The sequence below is a fragment of the Dactylosporangium sp. NPDC005555 genome (assembly GCF_040605635.1).
Classification (GTDB): Bacteria; Actinomycetota; Actinomycetes; order Mycobacteriales; family Micromonosporaceae; genus Dactylosporangium.
The window spans coordinates 1-2,547 of sequence record NZ_JBEXDG010000149.1; the positions used below are offsets into that span (position 1 = coordinate 1).

The window sequence follows — 2,547 nt, forward strand, 5'->3', positions numbered from 1 at the left end:
CCTAGTAGCGTGTCGCCGCTAATTCGCGGGGTTGATGGTGTGGACTGGTGGCTGGTGGGCTTCATCCCCTGAACAGTCCGCCGGGAGTGGGTTGTGGTGGCGAGGACGAAGTCGCGGCCGGTGGTGTTGGATCCGGCTGATCGGGAGATGTTGACGGCGTTGGTGCGTACGGGTTCGCATCCGGCTACGCAGGTCCGTCGGGCGCGGATCCTGTTGGAACTGGACGAGAACGATCCCGGCCGGGTCGCAAGGGGTGCGCCGGTACCGACCCAGGAAGAGGTCGCCCGGCGGGCCGGGGTGCATGTCGACACCGTGGTCAAGACGTCGAAGGCATACGCCGATCGTGACGGCGATGTCGCAGATACGATCAGCCGGAAGCAGCGGCTGACCCCGCCGGTGCCGCCGACGGTGACCGGGGAGGTCGAGGCGAGGGTGATCGCGTTGGCCTGCTCGGCCCCGCCACCGGGATATGAGCGGTGGTCGCTGCGGCTGCTGGAAAAGCACGTAGCCCTGGTCGATGACATCCCGGATCTGGACCACTCCACCATCGGGCGGGTCTTAAAAAAACGGCGCTTCGTCCTCATCTGAAGAAATGCTGGACCATCCCACCGCATGGCAGCGGGGAGTTCGTGGCCCGGATGGAGGACGTCCTCGACGTCTACACCCGCCCGTACGACCCCGAGGTGCCGGTGGTGTGCATGGACGAGAAGCCCTACCAACTCCTCGCCCACGCCCGTGACCCGGTCCCCGCCACCCCCGGACACGACCGCAGGGAAGACTCCGAGTACGTCCGCCACGGCACCTGCTCGATCTTCGTCTGGGTCCAGCCCCTCGCGGGCAGACGCCGCGTCGTCGCCCGACCACGACGCACCATGATCGACTGGGCGCACGAGGTCGAGCACCTCCTGACCGTGGACTACCCCGACGCCGCACGGGTCGTGCTGGTCATGGACAACCTCAACACCCACACCATCGGATCGCTCTACGAAGCGTTCGCACCCGCCAAAGCCCGAGCCCTCGCCCAGCGGCTGGAGATACACCACACACCCAGACACGGATCCTGGCTCAACATCGCCGAGATCGAACTGTCCGCCCTGACCCGCCAATGCCTCAACCGCCGCATCGACAACCTCGACACCCTCAACACCGAACTCACCGCCTGGCAAACCGCCGTCAACACCAACCAGCGGCAGGTCAACTGGCACTTCACCACCACCGACGCCCGCACCAAACTCCGCCACCTATACCCAGAAAATTAGACACGACGCTCTACTAGTAGCGTGTCGCCGCTAATTCGCGGGGTTGATGGTGTGGACTGGTGGCTGGTGGGCTTCATCCCCTGAACAGTCCGCCGGGAGTGGGTTGTGGTGGCGAGGACGAAGTCGCGGCCGGTGGTGTTGGATCCGGCTGATCGGGAGATGTTGACGGCGTTGGTGCGTACGGGTTCGCATCCGGCTACGCAGGTCCGTCGGGCGCGGATCCTGTTGGAACTGGACGAGAACGATCCCGGCCGGGTCGCAAGGGGTGCGCCGGTACCGACCCAGGAAGAGGTCGCCCGGCGGGCCGGGGTGCATGTCGACACCGTGGTCAAGACGTCGAAGGCATACGCCGATCGTGACGGCGATGTCGCAGATACGATCAGCCGGAAGCAGCGGCTGACCCCGCCGGTGCCGCCGACGGTGACCGGGGAGGTCGAGGCGAGGGTGATCGCGTTGGCCTGCTCGGCCCCGCCACCGGGATATGAGCGGTGGTCGCTGCGGCTGCTGGAAAAGCACGTAGCCCTGGTCGATGACATCCCGGATCTGGACCACTCCACCATCGGGCGGGTCTTAAAAAAACGGCGCTTCGTCCTCATCTGAAGAAATGCTGGACCATCCCACCGCATGGCAGCGGGGAGTTCGTGGCCCGGATGGAGGACGTCCTCGACGTCTACACCCGCCCGTACGACCCCGAGGTGCCGGTGGTGTGCATGGACGAGAAGCCCTACCAACTCCTCGCCCACGCCCGTGACCCGGTCCCCGCCACCCCCGGACACGACCGCAGGGAAGACTCCGAGTACGTCCGCCACGGCACCTGCTCGATCTTCGTCTGGGTCCAGCCCCTCGCGGGCAGACGCCGCGTCGTCGCCCGACCACGACGCACCATGATCGACTGGGCGCACGAGGTCGAGCACCTCCTGACCGTGGACTACCCCGACGCCGCACGGGTCGTGCTGGTCATGGACAACCTCAACACCCACACCATCGGATCGCTCTACGAAGCGTTCGCACCCGCCAAAGCCCGAGCCCTCGCCCAGCGGCTGGAGATACACCACACACCCAGACACGGATCCTGGCTCAACATCGCCGAGATCGAACTGTCCGCCCTGACCCGCCAATGCCTCAACCGCCGCATCGACAACCTCGACACCCTCAACACCGAACTCACCGCCTGGCAAACCGCCGTCAACACCAACCAACGGCAGGTCAACTGGCACTTCACCACCACCGACGCCCGCACCAAACTCCGCCACCTATACCCAGAAAATTAGACACGACGCTCTACTAG

At 65.6% G+C, this 2,547-nt stretch carries 4 protein-coding genes; all 4 read left to right on the forward strand.

Going from position 1 to position 2,547, the window contains the following annotated elements; all coding sequences use genetic code 11:
- Positions 1–93: 93 nt before the first annotated feature.
- Positions 94–588 (forward strand): helix-turn-helix domain-containing protein, encoded by a 495-nt coding sequence (locus tag ABZS58_RS51105; RefSeq protein ID WP_354792088.1) that lies wholly within the window; start codon positions 94–96, stop codon positions 586–588.
- Between the two features lie 14 nt (positions 589–602).
- Positions 603–1,259 (forward strand): IS630 family transposase, encoded by a 657-nt coding sequence (locus ABZS58_RS51110; RefSeq protein WP_354792089.1) that lies wholly within the window; start codon positions 603–605, stop codon positions 1,257–1,259.
- 105 nt (positions 1,260–1,364) lie between these two features.
- Positions 1,365–1,859 (forward strand): helix-turn-helix domain-containing protein, encoded by a 495-nt coding sequence (locus ABZS58_RS51115; RefSeq protein ID WP_354792088.1) that lies wholly within the window; start codon positions 1,365–1,367, stop codon positions 1,857–1,859.
- 14 nt (positions 1,860–1,873) lie between these two features.
- Positions 1,874–2,530: an IS630 family transposase gene (locus ABZS58_RS51120; RefSeq protein WP_354792089.1), complete on the forward strand. Its 657-nt coding sequence runs from the start codon at positions 1,874–1,876 to the stop codon at positions 2,528–2,530.
- Positions 2,531–2,547: the final 17 nt, after the last annotated feature.